This is a genomic window from Rahnella sp. R3(2024), from assembly GCF_042920125.1.
Classification (GTDB): Bacteria; Pseudomonadota; Gammaproteobacteria; order Enterobacterales; family Enterobacteriaceae; genus Rahnella; species Rahnella rivi.
Genome location: NZ_JBHGBU010000001.1, coordinates 4,186,810 through 4,212,515 on the forward strand (window position 1 = coordinate 4,186,810; position 25,706 = coordinate 4,212,515).

18 protein-coding genes are annotated in these 25,706 nt (G+C 57.5%); 6 read left to right on the forward strand and 12 right to left on the reverse strand.

What is annotated here, in order from left to right; genetic code table 11:
* Nucleotides 1-29: 29 nt before the first annotated feature.
* Complete coding sequence (locus ABSH60_RS19145) at nucleotides 30-881, forward strand: AraC family transcriptional regulator (RefSeq protein ID WP_122095447.1); 852 nt, start codon at nucleotides 30-32, stop codon at nucleotides 879-881.
* Nucleotides 882-886: 5 nt separating this feature from the next.
* Here the strand turns inward: ABSH60_RS19145 and ABSH60_RS19150 are convergent, their stop codons facing one another.
* Nucleotides 887-2,275 carry a CoA transferase gene (locus ABSH60_RS19150; protein WP_390975310.1) on the reverse strand — a complete coding sequence of 463 codons (1,389 nt, stop codon included), beginning with the start codon at nucleotides 2,273-2,275 and terminating at the stop codon, nucleotides 887-889.
* 389 nt (nucleotides 2,276-2,664) lie between these two features.
* On the opposite strand from ABSH60_RS19150, the gene ABSH60_RS19155 reads away from it, so the two are divergent.
* Nucleotides 2,665-4,320, forward strand: coding sequence for a glucan biosynthesis protein (locus ABSH60_RS19155; protein ID WP_390975312.1), 1,656 nt, complete (start codon nucleotides 2,665-2,667; stop codon nucleotides 4,318-4,320).
* 142 nt (nucleotides 4,321-4,462) lie between these two features.
* Here the strand turns inward: ABSH60_RS19155 and ABSH60_RS19160 are convergent, their stop codons facing one another.
* Nucleotides 4,463-4,645: a hypothetical protein gene (locus ABSH60_RS19160; RefSeq protein ID WP_056780449.1), complete on the reverse strand. Its 183-nt coding sequence runs from the start codon at nucleotides 4,643-4,645 to the stop codon at nucleotides 4,463-4,465.
* Nucleotides 4,646-5,034: 389 nt separating this feature from the next.
* On the opposite strand from ABSH60_RS19160, the gene ABSH60_RS19165 reads away from it, so the two are divergent.
* Nucleotides 5,035-6,132, forward strand: coding sequence for a glycerol dehydrogenase (locus ABSH60_RS19165; RefSeq protein WP_122095444.1), 1,098 nt, complete (start codon nucleotides 5,035-5,037; stop codon nucleotides 6,130-6,132).
* Between the two features lie 33 nt (nucleotides 6,133-6,165).
* Here ABSH60_RS19165 and ABSH60_RS19170 read toward each other — a convergent pair whose 3' ends face one another.
* Nucleotides 6,166-7,452 (reverse strand): DUF445 domain-containing protein, encoded by a 1,287-nt coding sequence (locus tag ABSH60_RS19170; protein WP_056780443.1) that lies wholly within the window; start codon nucleotides 7,450-7,452, stop codon nucleotides 6,166-6,168.
* Nucleotides 7,453-7,601: 149 nt separating this feature from the next.
* On the opposite strand from ABSH60_RS19170, the gene ABSH60_RS19175 reads away from it, so the two are divergent.
* From ABSH60_RS19175 to ABSH60_RS19185, 3 genes are all read left to right on the forward strand, one after another.
* Entirely contained in the window at nucleotides 7,602-9,260 is a 1,659-nt protein-coding gene (locus ABSH60_RS19175; protein ID WP_390975315.1) for a multidrug ABC transporter permease/ATP-binding protein, read from the forward strand.
* Between the two features lie 29 nt (nucleotides 9,261-9,289).
* Nucleotides 9,290-10,108: a hypothetical protein gene (locus tag ABSH60_RS19180; RefSeq protein ID WP_183846829.1), complete on the forward strand. Its 819-nt coding sequence runs from the start codon at nucleotides 9,290-9,292 to the stop codon at nucleotides 10,106-10,108.
* Between the two features lie 150 nt (nucleotides 10,109-10,258).
* Nucleotides 10,259-12,688 (forward strand): DUF3772 domain-containing protein, encoded by a 2,430-nt coding sequence (locus tag ABSH60_RS19185; protein ID WP_056780435.1) that lies wholly within the window; start codon nucleotides 10,259-10,261, stop codon nucleotides 12,686-12,688.
* Nucleotides 12,689-13,583: 895 nt separating this feature from the next.
* On the opposite strand, the gene ABSH60_RS19190 is transcribed toward ABSH60_RS19185, so the two are convergent.
* The 9 genes from ABSH60_RS19190 to ABSH60_RS19230 all read right to left on the reverse strand — a co-directional run bounded on the left by ABSH60_RS19190 (nucleotide 13,584) and on the right by ABSH60_RS19230 (nucleotide 25,624).
* Nucleotides 13,584-16,727, reverse strand: a complete 3,144-nt coding sequence (locus tag ABSH60_RS19190; RefSeq protein ID WP_390975318.1) for a CusA/CzcA family heavy metal efflux RND transporter — start codon at nucleotides 16,725-16,727, stop codon at nucleotides 13,584-13,586.
* Nucleotides 16,724-17,965 carry an efflux RND transporter periplasmic adaptor subunit gene (locus ABSH60_RS19195; RefSeq protein ID WP_390975320.1) on the reverse strand — a complete coding sequence of 414 codons (1,242 nt, stop codon included), beginning with the start codon at nucleotides 17,963-17,965 and terminating at the stop codon, nucleotides 16,724-16,726. Before ABSH60_RS19195 ends, ABSH60_RS19190 begins: the two co-directional genes overlap by 4 nt.
* Entirely contained in the window at nucleotides 17,962-19,218 is a 1,257-nt protein-coding gene (locus ABSH60_RS19200) for a TolC family protein (RefSeq protein ID WP_390975322.1), read from the reverse strand. Before ABSH60_RS19200 ends, ABSH60_RS19195 begins: the two co-directional genes overlap by 4 nt.
* A 14-nt stretch (nucleotides 19,219-19,232) precedes the next feature.
* On the reverse strand, nucleotides 19,233-19,568 hold the full coding sequence (locus ABSH60_RS19205; RefSeq protein ID WP_390975325.1) for a copper-binding protein: 336 nt from the start codon (nucleotides 19,566-19,568) through the stop codon (nucleotides 19,233-19,235).
* A 101-nt stretch (nucleotides 19,569-19,669) separates the two neighbouring features.
* On the reverse strand, nucleotides 19,670-20,089 hold the full coding sequence (locus ABSH60_RS19210; protein ID WP_390975327.1) for a hypothetical protein: 420 nt from the start codon (nucleotides 20,087-20,089) through the stop codon (nucleotides 19,670-19,672).
* A gap of 173 nt (nucleotides 20,090-20,262) precedes the next feature.
* Nucleotides 20,263-21,270, reverse strand: a complete 1,008-nt coding sequence (gene corA / locus ABSH60_RS19215; RefSeq protein WP_056780417.1) for a magnesium/cobalt transporter CorA — start codon at nucleotides 21,268-21,270, stop codon at nucleotides 20,263-20,265.
* Between the two features lie 7 nt (nucleotides 21,271-21,277).
* Nucleotides 21,278-22,894: an efflux transporter outer membrane subunit gene (locus ABSH60_RS19220; protein ID WP_390975329.1), complete on the reverse strand. Its 1,617-nt coding sequence runs from the start codon at nucleotides 22,892-22,894 to the stop codon at nucleotides 21,278-21,280.
* Nucleotides 22,878-24,446: a DHA2 family efflux MFS transporter permease subunit gene (locus ABSH60_RS19225; protein ID WP_183846849.1), complete on the reverse strand. Its 1,569-nt coding sequence runs from the start codon at nucleotides 24,444-24,446 to the stop codon at nucleotides 22,878-22,880. The genes ABSH60_RS19220 and ABSH60_RS19225 overlap by 17 nt, the downstream gene beginning before the upstream one ends.
* Entirely contained in the window at nucleotides 24,443-25,624 is a 1,182-nt protein-coding gene (locus ABSH60_RS19230) for an efflux RND transporter periplasmic adaptor subunit (RefSeq protein WP_390975332.1), read from the reverse strand. Before ABSH60_RS19230 ends, ABSH60_RS19225 begins: the two co-directional genes overlap by 4 nt.
* Between the last annotated feature and the right edge of the window lie 82 nt (nucleotides 25,625-25,706).

Consider the following 25,706-nt stretch of genomic DNA (forward strand, 5'->3'; position numbering starts at 1 on the left):
ATCCGTATTATGCGCAAAGGACATCCCCAATGCCGGTATCAGATTATCTTGAACGTATTGCCCTTAATGAACGTCAGGTTTCTTTTAACCGGATGAGTCGCGGCAGCGCTAATTATTTCCACTGGCATCAGTGTCTGGAATTACTGTTTGTCAGCCGGGGTTACGGCATTGTGATTGTTGATAATCAGCAATACACCTTAAAACCGGGGCGCCTGTTCGTGTTTCCGCCGTTCAAATTGCACAAAGTGTTTGTCGAAGCAGGCGAAAATAATGCCTATGAACGCACCACGGTTCATCTGGATCACCAGCTGCTGGACGGCTGCCTGCAATCTTTCCCGCAGCGTCGCGCCCGGTTTGCCAGGTTGTGGGATCCCGACCGCGCCGCCCACATTTTTGACCTGAGCGACCACGCCGCGCACATTGAAGTGATCCTCGAACAGTTCAACCAGCTGACCGAGCAGCAAACCCATCAGTGGGAAGAAATTGCGATGCTGGTGTTGCAGCTGATGGCCTTTATGCCCGCGCAGGGCGATACGCCGAAAACGGTCAGCCGCACAACGGCGTCAAAGGTGATGCAGTGGATTGAAGAAAATTATGTGCAGAAATTTTCGATGGCCAGCCTCTCGGCGGCGGTAGGGCTGTCAGAAAGTTATATCTCACGGGTTTTCGGGCAGGAAACCGGCGGTTCTGTTCAGGATTATCTGGCTACGCGCCGGGTGAAGCGCGCCTGTGAACTTTTACGTTTAACGGATCAGTCAGTGGAAAGTATTGGTCTGCAATGCGGATTCGCGGACGCACCATACTTCATCACCCGCTTCAAAAAAATGATAGGAAAAACGCCGCTGCAATATCGCAAGGCGGCGTTTTCATTATTGCAGTGAACTGGCTACGCCTTCCGCCAGCTGGCAGGGGACGTGCCGAGCGCAGAGGCAGGCAAATCCCATTGCCACGCGGTGCCCTCAAGCCGAACGGGTGAACGTAACCGCCAGCCCGGCCCCCAGACGGTATATTCCGGCTGCGACCAGTAGTCTTCTGCCTGCGCCGCAAAAATCCGCGACGCAGACGCTGTCTCTTGTGCCCCGGAGGTCATCAGTTCACGGGCAGTACGCGCCAGCGACAGCCGTGTTTCACTGCCCTGATGCGTTTCGACGCGCTGTGCTAACCCCTGAATCACCGCTGCCGCCATCAGATAACCGGTGACGTGATCCAGCGCCTGAACCGGCAGCGGCACAGGCTTACTCTCGCCCGATTGCTGCATACCCTGTTGCGCGATCCCGCAACTCATCTGCACCAGGCTGTCAAACCCGCGCCGCTCGCGCCACGGCCCGCTCCAGCCGTAAGCATTCAGACAGACATCCACCAGCCCCGGCGACAGGGCGCGCCGCTGCTCACTGCCATAACCGAGTTTGTGCAACGCACCGGCGCGATAGCCGTGAACGATCACGTCCGCCTCTCGCAGCAAGGTTTCAAAACGGTGCCTGTCCTGCGGGTTGTGCAGGTTGAGCCGTGCGCAACGTTTACCTAACGTCACGTCGGCTTCCTGGCCCGGTTCATCCCAGCCAAACGGGTCGATGCGCAGCACATCCGCGCCCAGTCCGGCCAGAAAACGCGTGGCTACCGGCCCGGCAATGATGCGCGTGAGATCGAGGACGCGCACGCCTGCCAGCGGACGCTCGCGGCCCAGGGCCCATGCAGGCGGCGTGGCAGGCGGGCAAAGTGCGCGCTGAAACAACGGCTCACTGACCAGCGATTTTCCCTGCACATGCTGCTGCCACTCACCGGCGCTGAACATTTGCGCGGCACAACCTCCGGCCAGCACCACCGCCTGTTCCAGCTCCGCTTTCTTCCACAGAGCCACCCGTGGCGCCAGCGCCTCCCGGTGGTTTGCCTTGCCCAGCACCGTTTCGACGACGTTGCGATGGGCGGGCGCATTGGTGTGAAGACGGATCCAGCCGTCGGCGGTGGCGTAATCACCGGCCAGACTGTCCCAGACCGGAGGAATTTCCCAGCCGTCAGGTTTGATGCTGCTCTGACACCACAACGACGCCAGCCGGCGGTCAACGGTGACAGCAGGGGTAATGCCGTCTTTCAAAGACAACAGATGCGACAGCGCCTGCGCCGCCACCGCCACGGACGCTGTGATGAGCGTTGTCACCGGATAATAAGCCGGTAAATCCCCTTCACCGGTCACATGCAGCGCCGCAGGCAGGCGGTCCCTGCCGGTGAGTTGTGCATACAGCGCGCGGGTTCGTTCCGGGATGTTTTCATCAGACATACTGCGACTCCAGAAGGCGGATAACGGAGTTACAAATTTAGAACATTTTGGCCGCAGCGTGCCAAATGAGGGAGAGAAGTGCCCTGAACCGCACGAAATTCAGGGTTCTGTAACAGAATGCTCCTAAAACGCCCGCGTGAATTACCACCAGACTATGCCCCGCAAAGGGCGGTTGGCGAACCTGCCCGCAGCCCCTGACCGGCGGGGGCTGCGCGCTTTCAGATGTGCTTACTTTTACAAGCAAAATATTAGCTGAATGCATTCAATTTCTTATACTCGGCGGGTGAATTTTACGTTAGCCTTGAGGTCGAATTTTTTCGAACACCGCGGGGGCGGCGCCCTGAGGCGAAGCCCCCAGATTTTTGCCCAGTACAGGAAACGAATCTGGCATGGAACGAAGAGCATTTATTCAAGCTTCAATGGCATTCGCCGCCTGGTGCGGTGTGCCGGCTATGTCCACACTGTTCACCCGTTCCGCTGAGGCGGCAGAGGCGAACGTGGCAGACGGCGGCGAACTGCCGTTTGATTTCAACGCCCTGCAAAAGATGGCGAAGGACTTAGCGGATAAACCCTATGGCGGTGCGCCACAGCCTTTACCTAAAACGCTGGCTGAGCTGACACCGCAGGCCTACAACGCCATACAGTACGATCACGCCCATTCCTTGTGGAACGGATTGCAGGACCGGCAGCTCGACGTCGAACTGTTCCACGTGGGCATGGGCTTCAAACGTCGCGTGCGCATGTATTCGGTGGATCCGGTCAGGCACATGTCGCGCGAAATCCATTTCCGCCCTGAATTGTTCAACTATCATGATGCTGGCGTGGATACCAAACAGCTCGAAGGTTTCTCCAATCTCGGATTCGCCGGTTTTAAGGTCAACAAAGCGCCTGAACTGACGCGCCGCGACGTCGTTTCTTTCCTCGGCGCCAGCTATTTCCGCGCGGTGGATGACACCTATCAGTACGGCCTTTCTGCCCGTGGCGTGGCGGTGGATACCTTCACCGATCAGCCGGAAGAGTTCCCGGATTTCACCGCGTTCTGGTTCGATACGCCTAAACCGGGTGATACCACCTTCACGGTGTATGCGCTGCTCGATGGCCCAAGTATCACCGGTGCCTATAAGTTCGTGATCCACTGCGAACCGACGCGCGTAGTGATGGAAATCGAAAACCATCTTCATGCCCGTGAAGACATCAAACAGCTGGGCATTTCTCCGATGACCAGCATGTTCAGCTGTGGCACCAGCGAGCGTGGCCGTTGCGACACCATCCATCCGCAAATTCATGACTCCGATCGCCTGCAAATGTGGACCGGCAACGGCGAATGGATTTGTCGTCCGCTGAATAACCCGAAACGTCTGCAATTTAATGCGTTTGCCGATAACAGCCCGAAAGGTTTTGGCTTGCTGCAACTCGACCACGAGTTCAACAATTATCAGGATGTGATTGGCTGGTACAACAAACGTCCGAGCCTGTGGGTGGAACCGGTCGGTGACTGGGGGAAGGGCGCGGTTAACCTGATGGAAATTCCGACCACCGGCGAAACGCTGGATAACGTGGTGTGCTTCTGGCAGCCGGAAACGCCGGTGAAATCCGGCGCTGAGTTCAGTTTCAGCTACAAACTGTACTGGAGCGGTACGCCGCCGCACCGCAGCCCGCTGGCCAATGTGCTGGCTACGCGTACCGGTATGGGCGGGTTCCCGGAAGGCTGGGCGCCGGGTGAAAACTATCCGGCAGTGTGGGCGCGTCGTTTCGCCATCGACTTTGTCGGCGGTGAACTGAAAGCCTATGCCGATAAAGGCATCGAGCCGGTGATCAACATCTCTCACGGCCAGATCAAAAATATCGAAATTCTGTATGTCCAGCCGTTCGACGGATACCGCATCCTGTTTGACTGGACTCCGGACAGCGATTCCGTCGCGCCGGTCGAACTGCGTATGTTCCTGCGTTCCGGTCAGACCGCGTTGTCAGAAACCTGGCTGTACCAGTATTTCCCGCCAGCGCCTGAAAACCGCAAGTACATCGACGACCGCCAAATGCGCTAACCCGCAGCGGCGTTAAAAAAACAAAAAGCCCCGATTCGCTCGGGGCTTTTGCTTTTTACTGACTTGTTTTGCAGATGCACCGGACACAGGATCTGCCTTGGGTAAAACAAGGGTACTCAGCTGACGAAGGCGAAGACGGCAATCAAAACGCCTTAACCAGCATTCCGGTCTGCGGTTGTTGCTGAGGATTTCTCAGCGCCGCGTCGAAAGATTTTTCTACCTCTTTCAACTGTTGTAAGAATTCTTGTGGCGAGAAGTCGTGTGGTTTGCTGCTCATATAGGCCAGTGCCAGTTCTTTGGCGTTGTAACGCTGAAAGTTATACATGCTGTTCCTTATTCATCTCAGAGATTATTAATGGGATGGCTAACAGCAAGCTGGTGTACTCAAACGTCCTGCCACTGCTTACGACGTGCTGCCAATGCAATGCATTCTACGGAAAAGATTGATAAGTAAAAGCTGGTGCTGTTTATGCATTTGATAGCTGAAACCTAACTCGTCACGGTTTTTTGCTTGCATATCCCAATAGTCTTTTCAGGTGATTAATTCATCAGGCCACTATCTCCGCGGGGAAAGCATTCATCCTGCTCAGAGAGAAAATTTCTTTGCCAGTCATGCTGTTAATGTGAATTAAAAGGGTGGGCGCGGGCCGCCTGCTGGGGTAGGCTGAAGGGAGTCATTCACATCTCAATGGTCTACGAAAAGAGGTTTTTATCATGAGTAAATTTATCTTCTCTTCGCCAAGAAAGTACGTTCAGGGAAGCGGTGTGCTGGATGAGTTAGGGGATTACCTGCCGGCGCTCGGCGGGAAATCTTTCCTGATTGCTGATGACGTGGTCTGGGGCATTATCGGCGAGCGCGTAAAAGCATCGCTGAGCGCCGCACAGGTCGAATTTCATTATGAACGTTTCAACGGCGAAGCTTCTGCCAGTGAAATCAACCGTCTGGCGGCCATTGCCCGCGAAGCGGGTACGCAGGTGGTGGTCGGTCTTGGGGGCGGCAAAACCCTCGATACGGTAAAAGCCATCGCGGATGAACTAAAACAAAACGTGGTGATTGTGCCGACGGTGGCCTCAACCGATGCGCCGTGCAGTGCGCTGTCAGTGATTTACACCGACGAAGGCGTGTTCGAATCCTACCGTTTCTACAACAAAAACCCGGATCTGGTGCTGGTCGATACCCAGGTGTGCGCCCAGGCGCCGGTGCGGTTGTTTGCCTCCGGGATTGCAGACGGTCTGGCGACGTTTGTGGAAGCGCAGGCGGTGTTGCGCTCACACTCCCACTCGATGGTAGGCGGTGACCCGACTATCGCCGGGATGGCGATTGCTGAAGCCTGTGAAAAAACGCTGCTGACCTACGGTTACAGCGCCTATACCGCCGTTGAGCAAAAACTGGTGACGCCAGCCGTCGAAGCGGTGGTGGAAGCCAATACGCTGTTGTCCGGTCTGGGCTTTGAAAATGCCGGTCTGGCGGGTGCTCATGCGATCCACAACGGATTCACCGCGATTTCCGGCGACATTCATCACCTGACGCACGGTGAGAAAGTCGCCTACGGCACGCTGACGCAGATGGTGCTTGAGCAGCGCCCTGACGAAGAGATCGCCAAATACGTGCGCTTCTACCGTTCCATCAAAATGCCTACCACGCTCAAAGAGATGCATCTGGAAAATGAAACCTTTGCCAGCCTGGTAAAAGTGGGGGCACTGGCGAACGGCGAGGGCGATACGCTGGGCAACCTGAATCCGCATCTGTCGGCAGAAGACGTTGCCAGCGCCATTCTGGCGGTCGATGCGTTCAGCAAGTCTGTGAAGTAAATAGTGCGTCCTCCCCTGCGCGGGGAGGACATTTCAGAACCGCGCCATCGCCCAAGGCAGTACCACAGGCAGTTGCGACAGCAGATACAGCACCAGCCCGATAAACGCGCCAACCAGCGTGCCGTTGATGCGGATAAACTGTAAATCCTTACCGATGTTCAGCTCGATTTGCCGCGACATGTCACGCGGATCCCAGCCTTTGACCGTATCGCTGATGTGGCGGGTGAGGAAGGTGGCGAAATCCGGCGCGAGTTTACCGGCGATGGTTTCCATTTGCAGATTCAGCGACGCTCGCAGTTTTTCATCCTGTGCCAGCGCATTTCCCAGCCACTGGCCGGATTCGGTGACTTTGACAAACACCCGCGAATCCTCGCTTTCTAAATCTTCTTTCAGCCAGTTACGCATGTCGCCCCACAGTTGCAGCACGTAGGCGTTCAGCTTCTCGTCATCTTTCAGGTACTGCTTAATTTCTTCGGCTTTCTGCGCCGTCGCCGGATCGTTTTGCAGCTTCCAGATAAAACTCTGCACCGAGCGGTCAAAGCCTTTGCGGAAGGCGTGGGTTTTATCGTTGCCCATATCGTCGAGCACCGAATTCACCGCATTGGACACCATATCCGCGCCGTTGCGTCCCAGCCAGCCGGTGGGCAGCAGTTTGGCCGTCAGCGGGTGTTCACGCTTCATCCAGCCGACGATTTGCGCCGAAATAAATTGCCGGGTGCTGTCCTTTGCCAGCAACACTTCCAGCTGATCCATAGCCTGATCGAGCAACTCCTGATGGCGGCCATTTCGGGTCAGGCTTTCCAGCAGCGTGGCGATGGACGACGAGAGATCGATTTTGTCGATCACCCGGTACAACGCGCGGCGAATCAGCTGCGCGATGCGCTGATCGTCAGTGACATCCAGAAAACCGCGGATCATTTTAATGGCGTAGCGGGCAAAACGTTGGGCGTTGTCCGGTGCGTTCAGCCAGTCGGTCAGCATCCGCGCCGGATCGTGCTGGCGGATAAGGTTTATCAGCGTGGCGGGTGCGAGGAACTTTTCCTGCACGAACACCGCCAGATTGTCGGCGATTTTGTCTTTGTTTCGCGGGATGATCGCCGTATGTGTGGAAACAAACGGCACAGGTACACGGCGGAACAACGCCACCACGGCGAACCAGTCGGCCATTGCGCCGACCATAGCGGCTTCGGAAATGGCTTTCAGCCCGGAAACCCAGAAATTGGGCGGCAGAAAAAGGGTGATCACAAACAGGGCCGCAGCAATCAGCAGCAGCCCCAGCGCGTTACGTTTACTTCGGCGAAGTTCTTGTTCTTTATCCATGGCCCCAGTTTAGGAAGCGAAAAGCAGGCTGTCAGCTTTTTTCTCCGTGGCGAAGAGAGTTGATAAAATGAGAATTATTCTTGATATGAGACAATGTCTCATTAAACTGCCTGCAATCAGGTTTCTGGCATTCACAATGAGAGCATTTCATGGAGTTGTTACGCGTCGTTTTTAAGCAGTATCGCTGGCCGTTTTTAGGCGTCATGTTGCTGAGCCTGCTCAGCGCCATTCTGGGCATTGGCCTGATCGCGTTTATCAATCTTAAACTGATAGAAACAACCCACGCTTCCCTGATGGTCTTACCGCAATTTCTCGGCTTATTGCTTCTGCTGATGGTGGTGACCCTCGGTTCACAACTGGCGCTGACGATTCTCGGCCACCATTTTATTTACCGTCTGCGCGGTCAGTTCATCAAACGTATTTTAGATACCGACATCGAGCGCATTGAACAAATCGGCAACGCGCAGCTGCTGGCCAGTCTGGGCAGCGATATCCGTAATATCACCCTGGCGTTTGTCCGCCTGCCGGAGCTGGTGCAGGGGATTATCCTGACCCTCGGTTGCGCGGCGTATCTGGCCTGGCTGTCACCGGAAATGCTGCTGGTCACCGTTATCTGGCTGGTGATCACCATTGTCGGCGGTTTCAAACTGGTGTCGCACGTTTACAGCCATCTGGCGAAAGTGCGTGAAGCGGAAGACAAACTGCAAACTGACTATCAGAAAGTCATCGAAGGGCGCAAAGAGCTGGCGCTTAACCGCGAACGGGCGCGCCATCTGTTTGACGATGTTTACCGCAAAGACGCCGAGGAGTACCGCTTCCACATTATCCGTGCCGATACCTTTCACCTGAGCGCCGTGAACTGGTCGAATATCATGATGCTGGGGGCGATCGGGCTGGTCTTCTTTATGGCAAACACGCTGGGCTGGTCGAATACCGATGTCGCCGCGACCTATTCCCTGACGCTGCTGTTCCTGCGCACGCCGATGCTGCAGGCCGTGGGCGCGTTGCCGACGCTGCTCAGCGCACAGGTGGCCTTTGGCAAACTGAAAGCCCTGAAACTGGCGCAATACCAGGAGGAGTTCACGCCGCCGGTCCTGGCGACTCGCTGGCAGACGCTGGAACTGCGCGATCTGGTGTTCAGCTATGAAGGCAAAGAAGATCATGCCGGTTTTGGCATCGGGCCGCTGAACCTGACCATCACCCGTGGCGAACTGGTGTTCCTGATTGGCGGCAACGGCAGCGGAAAGTCTACCCTGGCGATGCTTCTGACCGGGCTTTATCACCCGCGCGGCGGACAAATATTGCTCGACGGCGTTGCGGTTACCGCGCAGAACGCGGAGCAATACCGGCAGATTTTCTCGGCAGTATTCACTGATTTCCATCTGTTTGGTCAGCTGATGGGGCCGCAGGGGCAGGCACCCGATCCGCAGGTGGTGGAAGACTGGCTGCAACGCCTGAAAATGAAAGAAAAACTTCAGTTCAGCGGCAACGAAGTGACCAATCTGCAACTCTCCGCAGGGCAGCGTAAGCGCGTGGCGCTGCTGCTGGCGGCGGCAGAGGGGCGCGATTTTCTGTTACTGGATGAATGGGCGGCCGATCAGGATCCGCAATTTCGCCGGACGTTTTATCGCGAACTTCTGCCGCAACTGCGTGACATGGGCAAAACCGTACTGGCAATCAGCCACGATGATCACTATTTTGAACACGCCGATCGTCTGCTGGAAATGCGACAGGGTAAACTTAAAGAGCTGCACGGGCAGGAGCGCGCTGACGCCAGCCGCGATGCGGTCGCACAAATCGGTCTTTAAGCGACGTTTTTCGAGATAAAGGAACAGTCATGAACTGGAACGAAGTGATGGTGTGGGGCATCGCCGGTGTGGTGCTGGCGTCGGTGCTCAGCCTGTTACATAAAAAGGGCAAACTGGGCCGCGTGCCCGGCATCATCCTGTTTGTCGTGCTGATTGTGGGCGGCGCAATAGTGTGGGGCGGGGTGATTAAGCCGCGTGTCATGGGCGAAAGCGAAGAGCAAAAAATCGACAGCGCGCTCGCCGAACTGCCGCTGTATGGCACCATCAGAACACAGGAACCGGCGCTGTATGCGCAGATCCGCCGCGATATTTTGCAGATGAAGAAGGAAGGGAAACCGCAGCAGGAAGCCATTGATACCGTGAAACCGAGGGTGTCTGAGCTGCTCTCTGCGCGCATTGTTCATGCGCCGGATGCGGCGGTGAATGCGGCGATGCAGGTCAATCTCGAAGAGATGCAGACCCTGCTGGCGCGCAAAGACGGTTCCTGCTTTAAGTTTCTCTATCCGCAGGTGAGCGGCGGGGTGAACACCGCGCAGGTGCTGCCGCCGGAGCTGTTCCGCAAAGATCTGAGTACCATGAACGATTTACTGCTGGCGACCGGGCCGGGTCAGACCGATCTGCCGGTGGCGGTGAGCACCGAAAAGGTCATCCTGATGATGGCGCCGGTGCGCGAAGCGCTGGGAAATATGTACGGCGATCAGTTGCAAATGTTCAGCGACCTGACCAAACCGGATGTTGATCGCGAAAAAGTGTGTGAGATTTCCATCAGCCTCTATTCCGGCATTCTGGCGCTTCAGCCAGCCGATTCGGCGGCGATCCTGCGCCAGATGCTGGGTAAACCCAACTGATCCCCACGGACGGTACGCGCCCGCGTGCTGTCCGTGAAGATACTGATTAGACAAACAGACAATCCCTACTACTTTTCCGACTCAGAACAGGTATTCTTAGCCGGAAATTCATAAAACAATAATTTACCGAACTTCCGGAATCCTTTTTCTATGCAAAAATTGTTAAGAATGCCGCTGTTGCTGGCATTGTTGTCATGTCTGCTGATGACCCCCGCGCTGAGTCAGGCCGATGAAGCCACCGGCCAGCCGGACGCCCAGCAGCCGGTGAAAGTCAACGCCACTACGGCGTTACCTGCGCTGCAAAAACGTCTGGATCAGCTCAAGCAGCAGGTGTCGGCGGCGAAAACCGATAAGAAATTTACCGGCCTCAACGACGGCGCACAAAAGCTGGCCGAAGACGCCGACAAACTGGCCGTGGCGCTGGCACCGCAGCTGGAAGAAGTGCAGGCGCAGCTCGACGTTCTCGGCCCCGCGCCGGCGGCGGGTACGCTGACTGAAACGCCTCAGGTGGTCAGCCAGCGTAATAAACTCAACAACAGCAAAACGTTGCTGACTACCCAGATTGAACAAACCAAAGGTATTGCGACCGGTGCGCGAAATCTGTCCTCGCAGATTTCCGGGATGCGCCGTGACGCGCTGAAAACTCAAATCGCGCTCAATACCGGCAGTATTCTCGGCAGCAATTTCTGGTCACCGCTGATCACCCCAAATGAAGACGATGCCGCGCGCTTTGACGATTTTGGCTCGCAGGTCAGCGATGCCTGGACGCAGGCGTGGAGCCCGGACTGGCGCGTCGGCACGGGCATTTATCTGCTGCTGGCGCTGTTGATTGGCGTGTTTGGCCGGAAAACGCTGGATCGCCCGATGAACTGGATCCTGCCGCGCTGGTTACCGCAGGGGCGTTTTCGCCGCAGTTTCCTGGCCTGTTTCACCACCCTGAGCACCACCTTTACGCTGGGCATCAGCGTTCAGTTACTCGGTTTTATCTTCACCCGCCTGCCGGACACGTCGCAGTGGGTGAATGAATTTGCCGAACAACTGGTTGAACTGACCTATTTCTCGGCGGTGATCGCCGGTCTGGGTATCGCGTTACTGTCTAACGGCCATCCGTCGTGGCGTTTACCGGGGATCGCTGATCCGCTGGCGAAAACGCTGGCGTCATTCCCGGTGCTGCTGGCGGGCTTTATTTTCCTGTTCGGCATTATCGAACAGCTGAACAATCTGGTCGGCGCGAGCATCGCCGCCACGCTGTTTGGCAATGGTCTGGCGGCGTTGCTGGTGGCGCTCAACTGCCTGATTGCGCCGCTTCGCGTTAACCGTATGCGCCGTAAAATGCGCGCCGACGGTGAACAGACCGAAGCGCGCTCTACGCTGGCGGGGCTTATCCATCTGGTGATCAGCCTGACGGCCTTCGTCATTCTGATCGCCTTGCTGATTGGTTATATTCCGCTGGCGCGTTTTGTCACTTTCGAACTGTTGTGGATCGGTCTGGTGGTTTGCAGCCTGTATCTGCTGATTCACTTCTGGGTCGATCTGTGTGAAAGCGTGTTTTCGGCGACCACACACAGCGGCAAAATCCTGAAAGGCACGCTGAGCGTCAACGATCGTCACCTGTCGCTGGCGGCGACATTGTGCTCGGCACTCGGTAAAACAGCGCTGTTGCTGATGGCCGCCGTTGCGTTGCTTAACGGGACGTTCGGCACCACCACGCCGCTGGAATTGCTGAGTAAAATTGTCGACATGTGGGGCGGTAAAGGCCTCGAAAGCCTGAACATTATTCCGGCGCACGCGGTCAATGCGGTGCTGTGTCTGGTGGTGGGCTGGTACGTGCTGCGCTCCGCGAAGCGCTGGCTGGATAACGATTTCCTGCCAAAAACCATGATGGATCGCGGCATGCGCGCCTCGCTGGTGACGCTGTTCACCAACGTGGGCTATGTGCTGATCATCATGCTGACGCTGTCATCGCTGGGCATTGAGTGGAACAAACTGGCGTGGATCGTCAGCGCCTTGTCGGTCGGTATTGGTTTCGGTTTACAGGAGATCGTGAAGAACTTTATCTCCGGTCTGATCCTGCTGACGGAACGTCCGGTCAAAGTGGGGGATTTGATCAGCATCAGCGGTGTGGAAGGGGATATCCGCCGCATCAACGTTCGCGCCACCGAAATTCAGCTCAGTGATAAATCCACGGTGATTGTGCCGAATTCCCAGCTGATTTCGCAGAACGTGCGTAACGCCACCATGGGTAACGCGCAGGGCGTAGCGACCATTGTCCTGACTTTCCCGCTGGACATCGACCCCGAGCAGGTACGCACGTTGTTACTTGACGCCTACAACCTGCACGAAGCGATTCTGGAAAACCCGCCGCCGTCCGTGAGCTTTAAAGAACTGGGGCCGACCGGCATCGTGCTGAGCGTCACCGGTTACGTCAACAGCCCGCGCATGGTAGGCGGAACGCGCAGCGACCTGCTGTACGAAATCCTCAAGATGCTGCGCGCTGCCGAAATCAGCCTCAGCCAGACCCAAACCATGGTGTTGGAACAGCCGCTGGCGCGGATTGCGGCGGCAGAAGAATCCTCATAGGGAGAGGGGGCTTATTAAGGTCAACTTCAAGGTCAACTTCAAGGTCGTGGGCGCCGGCCCACACCGGGTTAAGGGGCGTAAACGCGCCCCTTAACAATCCGGCGTTTTTTTAACTGCGCGCTGTCGCTCGCTGGCTATGTTTCAGGTACTCCTGCTATTGCCGCAAACGCCGCCGCTGCGCGGTTCTCTCATTTCAGGTTCGGACCCGCTCGGAAAAACACCCTCGCGGTTTCTCACCGTTCATTCGACGTCGTTTTGAGCGCGGCCATAGGCTTCTTAAAGCACAACCTCACCGTTTTCGACTTTATAAATCAAAAATAAATCAAAAAATTAAGTCTCAATAATCATCTGAATTACATAGCCATTGGCCGCACTCAAAAATCATCTGAATTACATAGCCATTGGCCGCACTCAAAAATCATTTGAATTACATAGCCATTGGCCGCGCTCAAAAATCACGCCGAAGGGAGTGGTGGAAAACCGCGCATGTTTTTGCGCGGGTTGTAACCCGACCGGAGGGCACCGCGAAGCGGCGGGATTTTGCGGCAATAGGAGGAGTTTCTGAAACATAGCCCGCGAGCGGCAGCGCGCAGTAAAAAGACGCGGGAGATCCAAGAGGGGCCCGTCCTGGCCCCTTTTGGGCGGTTTCGGCGACAGCCGCTGAGCGATCACAGCACGTGAGAAACCGAAACTTTCACCAGGCCCCAAAAGGTCGGGTTACAACTCGTGAAATAGCCGTAGCAACAAAACATAGCCCGCGAGCGGCAGCGCGCAGTAAAAAGACGCGGGAGATCCAAGAGGGGCCCGTCCTGGCCCCTTTTGGGCGGTTTCGGCGCAGCGCGTTAAGTGATCACCGCACGTAAGAAACCGAAACTTTCTCGATCAAACTAAATGATTACTCGCAATTCAGCGACTTAATCGCCCCCTTCCTGTGAAGTAACAAATACACCGCCGGGATCACCAGCATCGAAAGCAGTGGCGCGCTGACCATACCGCCGATCATCGGGGCGGCGATGCGTTGCATCACTTCCGAGCCGGTGCCGCCGCCCCACATGATCGGCAGTAAACCCGCCATAATGGTGGCGACGGTCATGGCCTTTGGCCGCACGCGCAGCACCGCGCCGTGGTGAATCGCGTCGCACAGCTGGGCTTCAGTCATCTCCTCACCGGTTTTCTGCTGGCGCTGCACCGCCTGATTCAGATACAGCACCATGATCACCCCGAACTCCGCCGCCACGCCGGCCAGCGCGATAAAACCGACGGCAGCGGCGACCGACAGATTGTAGCTGAGCAGGTACAACAGCCAGATACCGCCGGTCAGGGCGAAGGGCAGTGTCGCCATGATCAATAGCGCATCCCGCACGCGGCTAAACGTGACGTACAACAGCACGAAGATGATCAGCAGCGTCACCGGCAGCACGATTTTCAGTTTTGCCGTGGCGCGCTCCAGATATTCAAATTGCCCCGACCAGCTCACCGTGACGCCTTCCGGTAATGTCACCTGCTGATTCACCGCCTGCTGCATCTCTTCGACGGCAGATTTCAAATCGCGGCCACGCAAATCCACATAAATCCAGTCCGACAGACGCGCATTCTCGCTTTTCAGCATCGGCGGGCCGTCAGTGACCGTGACTGATGCCAGCGCCGACAGCGGCACCTGCGCACCGGAGGCGGTCAGTACCGGCAAATCGCGCAGCGCCTGCACGTTATCGCGTAACTCGCGCGGATAGCGCAGGCTGACGGGATACCGCTCGCGGCCTTCCAGGGTTTCACCGATGTTTTCACCGCCCACCAGTGTTGAAACCAGCGACTGCAATTCCGTCACCGTGACACCGTAACGTGCTGCCTCCCGGCGGTTGATAGCAATATCGACATAGCGGCCACCTTCCAGACGTTCAGCCAGCGCCGAGGTGACGCCCGGCACGGTTTTGACAATATGCTCAATCTGCTGCGCAACCGCTTCGATCTGCGCAATATTATTGCCGTTCACTTTGATGCCCACCGGGCTTTTGATGCCGGTAGCCAGCATATCCAGCCGGTTACGGATCGGCGGCACCCAGACGTTGGCGATGCCGGGCAGTTTCACCGCGTTATCCAGCTCGGTGATGATTTTGTCCGGTGTCATGCCAGGCCGCCACTGGTCACGGGGTCTAAAGCGGATGGTGGTTTCAATCATGGTCAGCGGTGCAGGATCGGTGGCGCTGTCTGCCCGTCCGGCTTTGCCAAATACGCTGGCGACTTCCGGCACGGTTTTGATCAGGCGATCGGTTTGCTGCAACAGCCGCGCCGCTTCGCGGGCGGAAATCCCCGGCAGCGTGGAAGGCATGTACAGCAAATCCCCTTCATCCAGCGCGGGCATAAATTCGCTGCCCAGCTTTGCCAGCGGATAAAGCGACACCAGCAGAAACAGGCCGCTGAATAACAGCGTGGTTTTCGGGCGTTTCAGCACCGCGGAAAGCACCGGCTGATAGGCGGCGATAAGCCAGCGGTTGACCGGGCTGGCATTTTCATCCGGGATTTTCCCGCGAATAAAATACCCCATCAGCACCGGCACCAGCGTGATGCCCAGCCCCGCGGAAACCGCCATCGCATAGGTTTTGGTGAATGCCAGCGGGGAGAACATCCGGCCCTCCTGCGCCTCCAGCGAAAACACCGGAATAAACGACAGGGTGATGATCAGTAAACTGCAAAACAGCGCCGGGCCGACTTCCGTTGCCGCACGTTCAGACACCGTCCAGTAATCTGCGGAGGTCGGTTGCTGCCCCGGATGATCGTGCCGCCATTGTTCGAGCACTTTGTGCATATTCTCGATCATCACAATCGCTGCATCGACCATCGCCCCGATGGCAATGGCGATCCCGCCGAGCGACATAATATTGGCGCTGACCCCCTGATAGTGCATGACAATAAACGCGCCGAGAATGCCGAGCGGCAGGGTGATGATCGCCACCAGCGCCGAGCGGAAGTGAAACAGAAACAGCGCGCAGACCACCGCCACTACCGCGAATTCTTCAAGCAATTTATGTGACAACGTCACTATGGCCCGCTCAATCAGCGGCTGGCGGTCATACACCGGCACGATCTCCACGCCTGCCGGAAGGGTGCGGGCCAGCGCATTCAGGCGCACTTTCACCGCTTTCAGCGTTTCCAGCTCATTCTTGCCAGAGCGCATCACAATCACGCCACCGGCCACTTCGCCTTCACCGTTCAGCTCCGCCACGCCGCGCCGCAGTTCGGGGCCGGTGCGCACGGTGGCGACGTCAGAAATTAACACCGGAATGCCGTTGCTGGCCGTCACCACCACGTTGTTGAAATCTTCCAGGCTTTTCAGATAGCCGGAAGTGCGCACCATGTATTCGGCTTCGCCCATTTCCAGCAGTGAGCCGCTGCTTTCCTGATTGGCACTTTGTAATGCTGTCACCAGTTGCTGATGCGTCACGCCACGGGCGCGCATCCGCTGCGGATCGGCCACCACCTGATACTGGCGCACCATGCCGCCAATACTGGCGACCTCGGCGACATCCGGCACGGTTTTCAGATCATAACGCAGCGTCCAGTCCTGCAGGGCGCGCAGCTGTTCGAGGCTGTGTTTGCCGGTTTTATCCACCAGCGCGTATTCGTAAATCCAGCCGACGCCGGTGGCATCCGGCCCCAGCGAGGCTTTGGCCCCCGGCGGCAGCGTCGACTGCACCTGACTGAGGTATTCCAGCACCCGTGACCGCGCCCAGTAGGGATCGGTGCCGTCGTCAAACAGCACGTACACGTAAGCGTCACCGAACATCGAAAAGCCGCGCACGGTTTTCGCGCCCGGCACGGAGAGCAGCGTCGTGGTGAGCGGATAGGTCACCTGATCTTCAATAATTTGCGGCGCTTTGCCGGGGTAACTGACGCGCACAATCACCTGCACGTCCGAGAGATCCGGCAGGGCGTCGAGCGGTGCTTTCTGCAATGACCAGATACCCCAGGCGGCCATGATCAGCGCGGCCAGCAACACCAGCAGCCGGTTTTTCAGGGACCAGCGGATCACGGCGGCAATCATAAATCACCTCCGTGCTGATGCGCTTTTGTCGGCACGGCTGCCGCGGGCAGTGCGCTGCGCAGGCTGGCTTCGGAATCAATGAGGAATTGCCCGGAGGTCACCACAGACTGACCTTCTTCCAGGCCGGAAAGCACCTGCGTCCAGCCATCACGCGTCGCGCCGGTCGTCACTGCCTGCGCAGTGAAATGCCCATTGCCGTCGTCGAGCAGTACCGTATTGCGGCTGCCGGTCTGGATCAGCGCTTCCTGCGGGATCGCCAGAACCGGAGCCTGTGACACGGCGTCCAGCGCCATCGTCAGGTACATACCGGGGCGCAGTTTATGTTGCGAATTGTCCATCACCACGCGGGCTTTCAGCGTGCGGCTGACGGCGTCTACGTCCGGCAGCAGTTCACTGATGGTGCCGTGAAACAGCTCGCCGGGTTGGCTGTCTGCGCTGGCAGTGACCTTGCTCCCTGTCTGGATCTGACTGGCGGCGGAGGGAGGATAATCGATCACAATCCATACCTGTTGCAGGCTGGTCAGTTCGAACAGCGGCTGCGTGGCGCTGACCTGCGCGCCTTCGCGTACCGCAAGCTGGCTGAGATAGCCGTCCACCGGCGCAATCACGTCGATACGGGTTTGCGGCTGACCGGTTTTTTCGACGCGGCGCAGCACGTCCTCGGGCATAAACTGTAAGGCCAGACGCTGACGGGCGGCGGCGCTCAGGCTGCGGTCACCCAGCTGGCGTACGGCCAGATATTCCTGCTGCGCGGCGGTCCAGTCAGGGATCCACAGCGTCGCCAGTTTCTGGCCTTTTTTCACCTGCTGCTGGCTGGCGGCAACGTAGAGTTTTTCCACCAGACCGGCGGCGCGGGCAGAGACGGTGCGCAGGCTGCGCTCATCGGCGGCGACCGTGCCGTAAAGGTTAAGCGGGGCCGAGAGGATCCGCCGCTGCACTTTCTCGCTGCGCATCCCCAGATTTTGCTGCTGGCGGGCGCTGACCGTCACGCCACCGTCGTCTTCCACGTCACCGGCGTAACGCGGCAACAGATCCATGTCCATAAAGGGTGATTTTCCGGGTTTGTCAAAACGCTGATCCGGCGTCATCGGATCGTACCAGTACAGCACCTTGCGAGCGGCGGGCGCGTCAGTAACCTGCGTTTGTGCGGGAACGCTGTGGCGTCCGGCAAGGTAACCGGCGGCCAGAGCGGCCAGAATGGCGACGGCCAGCAGGCTGTAAGTTTTCGCGGATGTCATTGAAGATCCTCCTGTGGCGCGAGATAGCGCAGGGCGACCCAGAAACGGGCGGCTTCCAGTTCGGCGTTACGCCCGGCCAGCTGGCTGTCGAGCAGGCTGAGGCGCGCACCGAGTACATCATTCAGGCTGCTTTTCCCGGCGCGATACTGCGCCTGAATCACGCCAATACGCTGTTGTTGCAGCGGAATGACATCCTTCACCTGCCGTTGCCACAGCGTGACGGCGGCCTGATATTGCGTCACCAGCGTGTTCAGCTGCGCCTGATGATCCCGCGTCAGCTGTGCCAGCCGGTCGTTGCTTTCCATTGCCATTGAGCGGTCGGCGGCATGATCTTTGTCCTGTCGCGAGGCGGTAAACAGCGGTAAATCGACGGTAAACATGATGCCTGCCATGTCGTCATAATCGTCGGCACGGTGGGCGTAATACACTTCGACACCCACGTCGGGCAGCGCGGCAATCGCCGATTCGGAGGATTTCGACTGCGCGACTTCCGCCTCGCGCCGCGCCTGCAGAATTTCCGGGTGCAGGCTGACGCTGTCTGCCTGCTGTGCGCTGGCGGGCAACGCACTGACCGCAGGCACTTCACCGTGGATGTCAGGGTGATCGATGCCCGTCAGCTGACTCAGACGGGTGCGCGCCAGCTCAACGTCACGTTTAGCCTGGGTGAGTGTGTCCTGCATGGCAATCAGGGTCAGACGGGCGTCGAGTACCGAGGCAGGCAGGGCGCTGCCGCTGCTGACGCCGCCGCGCTGTACACCAATCTGCCGCTCACTTTCTGCCACCAGCGAGCCGGCCTGGCCGACGTTCTGCTCGCCTATCGCCAGCGCCATCCAGGCCAGCGCGGTGTCACGTTGCAGCCGGGCGCGGATACTTTGTGTGCCCGCCGCCACCTGCCGCGATTCGGCGCGCAGGGTGTCGGCCTTACGCTCGCGTTTCGTGCTGCTGACGTAATCCTGCATGATGCCGATGCGCTGCATGGTCATGCCTTCACGGGTAAAGCGGCGAGTGTTATTGCCACCGACCGGCAGGTTCTCAATGCCGAATTTCAGCTTCGGATCCGGCAACTGCATGGCGGCGTCTGCACGGTTATCCAGCGCGTTGATCTGGTGGCGGCTGGCTGAAAGCTCAGCGGAATATTCCTGCGCGGCAACCAGTGCCTGCGGCAGGGAAACGGGTGTGGCAAAGGCGCAGACCGGCATAAAAGCCAGCAGCCAGTGCCACGTCACCCGAGGGCGACGCGGTAAAGTCAGCATGTGTAATTCCCCTGTCAGCGTGTCAGCGGCGTCAGTGTCTGCAACTGATACGCCGACTCAGTTTTGACGAAGCTGAAGGCAACCGGTGTTCCGGCGGGCAGGGCGTTGGGGGTGATCTGTGGCGGCAGACGGAAGTTCATGGTCATGGCGGGCCATTTCAGTGCAGGAATGGCGTGATGGGAAATCCCCACGCGGTCGGCCTGCCACTGAGTGATGATGCCTTCGGATTGATAAACCGTGGCGTCTTGTTGCATCGCCCTATGATCGTGACCGGCGGGCATGACATCCGCGAAGGAATAAACGGAAATAAAGAAAAGACTAACAGAAAATAAATTAAATAAAGCGCGCATGGGAAATACTCCAATACTGTCTTAAAGGAAAGTTGCCATTAATCTGGCAGGGTAATTTCATTTAATTTCGGATGCGGAAAAACATCCGTGACAGCAGTGCGCTATTCTCTGTATCGGCAAAACCGGACTTCGGCGGGAGGAGCGATAACCGGCGGGGCAGTCCAGTCGGCCGTGGTGACGGCGGCGCTGGCATCGACGGTGATCAGGGCTAACGTCTGGGCGACCGGCACGGCCAGCAGCGGCACGGTGCCGTTATCAGACGAGGTTCTTTCCGGGACGCAATGCTTCTCGCACAACACCGACTGACTCTGCATATGCGCTTGTGTATCAGGCATTTGCATGAACTGGTTGTGTTGCATTTGGGTGTTTTCCACCGGCGGACGCAGGTCACACGGGTGGCTGGCGAGCGCCAGCTGAGCGTTCAGTATCAGCCAGCATAACGCGAACAGCAACGCACTGACCCGCTTGCCTGGCAAGCGTAGTGAATGCATAAACTGTGCAATTGCGAAGCGAACTGACATAGAAATACTATTTCCGGCGGGAAAGATGCGAATGAGTATATAAGTATTCTTCGCAGGCAGGGAAGCGAAAATAGATAAAAGCGGAAGTTAACGCACCGGAAAGGGATAATAAGGCGAATAACACCGGAAAGTGTTATTCGCATGTAACTGTTATGCATTAATCAGGTAATAGATTATAACCAGCCGGACTTTTTCAACTTCCAGTATAACCATACGCAACCGACAAACGTCACGCCGAGCGTCACCGGATAACCCCACCAGTCATCCAGTTCCGGCATGTTTTTGAAGTTCATGCCGTACAGACTGAACACCACCGTCGGGATCGCCAGAATCGCCCCCCAGCCCGCCAGACGCTGCACCACCTCATTCTGATGCACTGACACCAGCGCCAGATTCACATGCATGGCATTTGAGAGCATTTCGCGCATGTCATCGGTGGTTTTGATCACCTGATTGGCGTGATCCTGCACATCGCGGATATACGCGCGCAGGCCCTTCGGCACCAGCTCTTCGTAATGGTGGCTGAGCTGATTACAGATATCTTCCATCGGCACGGCGGCGTTGCGCAGCGACAGCAAATCGCGGCGCAGTTTATACACCTGCTGCACCGCCTGCTGATTGAAAGTGTTCTGGAACATCAGCTTTTCGATGGCATCGAACTGTTCGGTGTACTGATGCAGGATTTCCAGATAGTTATCGACCACGGAATCGAGCACGCAATACAGCGCATACGCCGGGCCTTTACTGAGCATATCCGGGCGTTCTTCCGCGTGTTTACGGATTTCTTTATAACTCGATGACGCGCCATGACGGACGGTGATCAGGAAGTTCTTGCCCAGAAACAGGTGCGTTTCGCCGTACTCAATGCTCTCTTTCACCTTCTGCGCGGTGTGCACAACAATAAACAGCGACTCGCCGTACTGTTCTATTTTTGGCCGCTGATGGGCGGTCAGCGCATCTTCAATGGCCAGATCATGCAGGCCGAATTCTTCCTGAATGCTGCGCATGTAGCTGTCTTCCGGCTGCCACAGCCCGAGCCAGACAAATGTATCCGGCTCTTTGAGCACTTCGCTGATGTCTTCGACCGTGACGTCCTGCAAACGCTGTCCGTCGCGGTAAGCCACGCTGTTGATCACTGAATCGCAGCTGGGTTTTTTATCTTCTGTTGCAATGTCGTTCATGCTGCGGTTATTCCCCGGCGGTCGTTTTTACTTTTACGTCCGGCGTAGCAGCCGGGCCAAATACCGTGTAGGTCGGTAATTCCACATTCTGGTACGGTTCCCAGCCGCCGCCCAGCGCTTTATACAATGAAACCAGATCGGTGCTGGTTTTTACTCTGGCTTCGGCAGATTGCTGGTGCGCCTGTGCCAGCTGGCGCTGGGCATCCAGCACGTTGATAAAGGTGGACAGCCCCTGACGATAGCTGTCGCTCGCCAGATCAAACGCGGTCTGCAAGGCTTCGGTCGTCTGATCCAGCCCGCTGACCTGATCCTGATCGGTGCGGTAGTTCACCAGCGCGTTATCCACATCCTGAAGCGCTGTCAGCACCGTCTGGCGATAATTGAGCGCCGCATTGGCCTGTTGCGCGCGGGAAAGGTGCACGCTCGACACCAGCCGCCCGCCCTGGAAAATGGGCACGGTGACCGACGGGCCGATGGAGTAAAAGTGGCTGCTCCAGTTGTCGAGATAGCTGGCATCGGTGTTGCGCATCCCGAACTGGCCGGTAAGCGAGATGCTCGGGAACAGTTGCGCGACGGACACGCCGATATTGGCGGTGGCGGCATGGAGATCGGCTTCGGCTTTGCGCACGTCAGGACGTCGACGGGCAAGCTGCGACGGCACGCCCACCGGCACGGCGGCGGGCAGGGCAGGCATCGGTTTGACGGCGGCCAGTTCGTTATCCAGCGAGCCCGGCGTCTGACCGAGTAACACCGCCAGGCCGTTCATCGCCTGACGTTCCTGTGCCTGATACTGCGGCAACTGGGCGCGCAGGGAACCTAACTGCGCACGGGCATTTTCCACATCAAGCTGCGGCGACAGCCCGTTTTGCTGCCGGTTCTGCGTCAGGCTCAGCGTCTGCAGAGCGACGTCGATTTGCGTCTGAATCGATGCCGTGATGCTTTGGGCACCGCGCAGTTGCAGATAAGCACGCGCAACTTCGGCCTCCAGCGACACTAACGCATCGTTGCGCTGTTCGACGGAAGACTGGGTCTGGGCGTTGGCGGCTTCCACCTGACGGCGCGTGCCGCCAAACAAATCCAGCTCCCAGCTGGCATCGAAGCTGCCCTGATACAAATCCACCGGCCGCGTGGCGGTGTCGATGGCCCCTGAGGCCTGCGGGCTGAGATCGTTTAACTGGTCAGACGCACCGCTCGATTCCAGGATCCCTTTCAGGCCGAGCTGCTGACGGGTCACTTTCGCGTTGCCCTGTACAGACGGCAGCCAGGCGCCCTGAGCCTGTTTCACCTGTTCGCGCGCACCGGCAATGCGCAGCACTGCCTGCTGCAACGAGATATTGCCGGCGATGGCACGGGTGACCAGGCTGTCGAGCTGGGGATCGTTAAAGGCTTTCCACCATAACGGGTTCGGCTCCGAAGACAGGGCAATCGACGCCCCGTCTTTGTCTTTCGGCGGGGTCATATCGTTGAATGCCCCCGGCGTGGCCGTCTGAGGTTTCTGATAGTCAGGGCCGACGGAGCAGGCGGCTAATACCAGCGTTAAGGTCGAGAGTGTCAGAAAACGGACACCGGAATGCTGATGACCCGGCGTAGAGCTTATCTTTTTCAACTTAATGTGCTCCGGCATTACCTTCGCTCTTCACAGGCGAAAGCAGGAAACAAAATGGAATCAAAATAACGGCGACGATGGCGCAATAGCCGAACACATCGATGTAAGCCAGAATGCGCGATTGCGACACCATCTCCTGATACATCCGCGCGGTGGCAAGCTGCATCGGGTCGCCCAGAACGTGGGCGAAATCACGGATGGCGGCGGCGCTTTTGGTCACGGCCTGATTAAACTGTTCGTTGAGCGGCGACATGTTGTGCACCATATGCGCGCTGTGCGCCTGCGTTCGCTCGGTCACTCCGGCGGTCGCCAGAGAGATCCCGATCGACCCGGCCACGTTACGGAACATGGTAAACAGCGCGGCGGCATCGGCGTTCATGCGTTGCGGAATGGTAATAAACGCGATAGTGGTGAGCGGCACAAACAGGAAACCGAGGCCGATCGACTGCGCACTGCGGAACATCACCAGTGTTTCGAAATCAACGTTTGGCGTCAGCCTTGCCGAATAGAGGAAAGACGCGGCCAGCAGGAAGAAGCCGAAAGCGATAATGTAACGGGTCTGGATAATCGGCATCAGCTTGAGCACCAGCGGGATCGACAGCACGATCAGTATTGCACCGGGCGACATCACCAGCCCGGAGAGCGTGGCGGTGTAACCCAGCTGCTGCTGCGCCAGTTGCGGAATAACCACCGAGCTGCCGTACAGAATCATCGCCATACCGGCCATCAGCAGGCCCGCCACCGCGAAGTTTCTGTCCTTCAGGCAGCGTAAATCCACCACCGGTTTTTTCGCGTACAGCAGCCAGTAAATCGCCCCGACAATGCCGGTTGCCGCCAGCACCGCGAAGGTGACGATGAAGCCGGATTTGAACCAGTCGTCATCTTCACCGCGGTCCATCATCACCTGCAAACAGCCCAGCCCGAGCGCGATAAGCCCGATACCGATGTAATCAATACTCAGTTTGCCTTTGGCTTTACGCTCCCACGGCGGATCTTCCAGCAGCTGATAAATCGCCAGCAGGGCAATGATCCCGACAGGGATGTTGATCAAAAACACCCAGCGCCAGCTGAAATGGTCCGTGATGTAACCGCCAAGCGTCGGGCCGATGACCGGCGCCACGATGATGGCGATGGACGACAGGCCAAAGGCTTTGCCGCGATCGGCGGGTTTGAAGTAATCGAGCAGCACCGACTGCTGAATCGGCTGTAAACCCCCGCCGAAAAAGCCCTGCAGGATGCGGAAAAGAATCATCTGCCACAGTTCGGTGGCGATACCGCACAGGAAAGAACAGACGGTGAACATGCCAATACAGATCAGGAAGTAAGTTTTACGTCCCATCACGCGGCTGAGGAAGGCGGAAATCGGCAGCACAATGCCGTTGGCGACCAGATACGAGGTCAGCACCCAGGTGGATTCGTCGTAGCTGGAAGAGAGCGAGCCGGCGACGTGCGGCAACGCCACGTTGACGATCGTGGTGTCCAGAATTTCCATGAACACCGCGATGGTGACAACGGCAGCAACCGCCCAGGGATTGGCCTTGGGTTTCCAGTAACTGCGGTCTTCGTTCATTCTACGGTCACCGTCGGCTCAACCGACAGGCCGAGCGGCAGAGGTTGTTTCGGATCCAGACCGCTGTCGATCACGATCTTGACCGGAACGCGTTGCACGATTTTCACGTAGTTACCGGTGGCGTTTTCTGCCGGGAAAGCGGAGAAGCGTGAGCCGGTGCCTTGCTGAACGCTGTCCACATGGCCCTGCAATTTGATATCAGGATAAGCATCCACGGTGATCTCAACTTTGTTACCCGGACGCATCCGCTCAAGCTGAGATTCTTTAAAGTTAGCGGCGATCCAGATGTCTTTCGACACCACGGAGAACAGCGAAGAACCGGCCTGCACCAGCGTGCCGATCTGCACGTTACGCTTGGTGACATAGCCGTCAAACGGCGCGCGAACCTGCGCATAAGACAGATTCAGCGTGGCGCTTTCCAGCTGGGCTTTCGCCTGTTCAACCTGCTGCTGACGGGCTTCTACGTTGGTTTCGGCCTGACGAATTTGCAGCTGAACCTGTGCCGCCACCTGAACCTGCGCTTTGGCATTTTCTAAATCAGCCGCGGCGGAGCGAACCTGCGCGCTGGAAGAGTCGATGTTTTGTTGCGTTGTGGCGCGGGGATCCACGCCACGCTGACGGCGGAAATCGGCGGTGGCATTCATCAGGCTGGCTTCTGCGCGGGTTTGCTGCGCTTTGGCCTGGGCAAGCTGCGCCGGATACTGCACCTTCGCCAGATCAAACTGCACCTGCGCCTGATGCAACTGAGCCACGGCCAGCCCGAGCTGCGCCTGTGCCTGATCGCGTTGCGCGGTGGCGTCACGCGGATCGATTTCGACCAGCAAATCGCCTTTTTTAACGAACTGGTTATCTTTCACTGACAGGCTGGTGACGTAACCGGCAATTTTCGGCGCAATGGTCACCGCATCGCCTTCGATAAAGGCGTCATCTGTGTTGACCTGATCTTTGGTCATCAGCCACCAGACCAGGGCGACCACCACCATCACAACGACCACAATACCCAGAATAATCAGAGGCTTCTTGCCGGGGCCTTTGCCTTTTTCGTCGGTTTCATCCTGGTCTTCTTTCTTATCTTCAGGATCCGGACTGTGTCCTTCTCCCGATTTAATCTGGCTGGAATCAAGTTCTGTGTGTGCGTCATCCGACGCGGAAGGCTGTGGCTTGTTGTCGTTTGTCATAATGCTCTTCTGATTATCGGCGTTTGTGGCCGGAACAAAGAAATCTTGTTTTAACCTAGATTGTATTGATGTAAAAGCAAGT